Below are 1562 nucleotides of genomic sequence, written 5' to 3'. Positions count from 1 at the left end.
AGTCCCATACCTGCGTCTCGATGCAACAGGACTGCTTTCATTCGTTTTTCATAAGAATACATTTTAAACCTCCTGACATTTAGTGATCATGTCAGGTCCAACTTTTTGTCCGCACCTCCAAGCAAATAGGACAACACAAAATCCTCTACTGGGGAACAAGCACCTGCATCCCACGCAGGTGCTTTTCCTTTTTTTGTCGGGAAAGATATCTAAAGAATACATTAACATTTCTAAATAAAATCAATAACTGCTATTCTTTAGTAATTATTATGGTATAATAGACTAGCGGGAACAAACGGTTAAACTCAATCGCTTGGCCCAGATCTCACGCTATTAAATAATTACTATATATGTATTATATAAAGGCAGGTGGACACACATGGTCCAAAAAATGATGGCAAAACTCAAAGAAGCCTTCTCGCCAGAAGACACGATCACAGAAATCAAGTGGTACCAAATGATGGACCTCTGGCTCCAATGCACAGACATGCCGCTCAAACAATACTTCGACACAAACAGCTTAAAACTCATAGACGAAAAAATCGAAGTCCTCACAGCCCTAAGAAACGGCGCCACCATCTCAGACATCCCGAACTACTACAACATCCTGGAACTCTATCCCAAAAGCCATACATAAAAGAAAGCTTTCCCCGCGAAGCGGGGAGAGTACGGCAAAGCCGGGAGAGAGGCCTAAAATAGCTTTCCCCGCGAAGCGGGGAGAGTACGGCAAAGCCGGGAGAGAGGCCTAAAATAGCTTTCCCCGCGAAGCGGGGGAGAGAGGACCGATAGGGCCGGTAGTGGCCGATACAGAAAAATTTACAACAAAGGCTTTCTCCATACAGCGGAGAAAGCCTTTATTCGTATCCATACCATAAACAAAAAATGAACTGCATAAACTCTGATTTAGAAAATCTATCAATTGTCACAGAACCTGCTATAATATGTCACACAAGGGACACAGAAGCCCCAAATTTAGAACCTATTCAAACGAGAAAGCAGGTGGCAGTATGCTGCAAGAAGCCCTGGGAGCACTGAAAAAAACATTCTCTCCCGAAGAAATAATCGACGAAATCAAGTGGTACCAAGTAATGGACTTGCTGCTCCAATGCTCAGACATGCCACTCAAACAATACTTCGACCCAAACAGCATGGAACTCCTAGACAAAAAAATCGAAGTCCTCACAGCCCTAAGAAACGGCCAATCCATGCTAGAAATCCCCGGCTACTACGAAATTTTGGAACTCTATCCCAAAAACCATACATGAAAGAAAGCTTTCCCCGCAAAGCGGGGAGAGTCCCCGCTTTGCGGGGGAGAGAGGCTGGAAGAAACAATAGGTTCCGTATAAAATATTATTTTTTACAAGTACCCTCTCTCCCCGGTTATATCAGCGCTATAGCTTACTAATCAGCCAATTGATTACACTGTTATGAAACGCCTCTATCGGAGGTGCGGACAAAAAGTTGGACCTGACATGATCACTAAATGTCAGGAGGTTTAAAATGTATTCTTATGAAAAACGAATGAAAGCAGTCCTGTTGCATCGAGACGCAGGTATGGGACT

2 protein-coding genes are annotated in these 1562 nt (G+C 43.5%); both read left to right on the top strand.

From position 1 onward, the window contains the following. The first annotated feature begins 379 nt into the window (after positions 1–379). On the top strand, positions 380–637 hold the full coding sequence (locus H8J70_RS12335) for a hypothetical protein (protein WP_222433713.1): 258 nt from the start codon (positions 380–382) through the stop codon (positions 635–637). 370 nt (positions 638–1007) lie between these two features. Then, on the top strand, positions 1008–1265 hold the full coding sequence (locus H8J70_RS12330) for a hypothetical protein (RefSeq protein WP_186504587.1): 258 nt from the start codon (positions 1008–1010) through the stop codon (positions 1263–1265). Positions 1266–1562: the final 297 nt, after the last annotated feature.

Origin of the sequence: Megasphaera hominis (assembly GCF_014269395.1) — a bacterium.
Taxonomy (GTDB): domain Bacteria; phylum Bacillota; class Negativicutes; order Veillonellales; family Megasphaeraceae; genus Megasphaera; species Megasphaera hominis.
Note: the sequence above shows the minus strand (reverse complement) of the source record. Positions and strands in the feature narration are given on the sequence as shown.